The organism is Frankia sp. Mgl5, assembly GCF_023242985.1.
Taxonomy (GTDB): domain Bacteria; phylum Actinomycetota; class Actinomycetes; order Frankiales; family Frankiaceae; genus Parafrankia; species Parafrankia soli.
In genome coordinates, this window is record NZ_JALKFY010000399.1 from 1 (window position 1) to 229 (window position 229).

A 229-nucleotide genomic window follows, 5' to 3' on the forward strand; every position below is an offset into this window, starting at 1 on the left:
TGACTACTCCTTGATCAAGGCTGCTGTTCTGAAGGCAACGGAAGAGGCGGATATCGTGCTGCTCAATGCCGGTTCGTCAGCGGGGACGGAGGATTTTACCGTTCATGTGGTAGCAGAGCTGGGTGAAGTGCTGACACATGGTGTAGCGACAAGACCGGGCAAACCGGTTATTGTGGGAATGATCAACGAAACGCCGATTATCGGATTGCCAGGCTACCCGGTATCTGCC

Annotated in this window: 1 protein-coding gene; it reads left to right on the plus strand. The window is 54.1% G+C overall.

Annotation, left to right across the window (positions count from 1 at the left end):
• Positions 1 to 229: molybdopterin-binding protein (locus MXD62_RS09825; protein ID WP_248829033.1), on the plus strand; the 229-nt coding region annotated here is incomplete at both ends.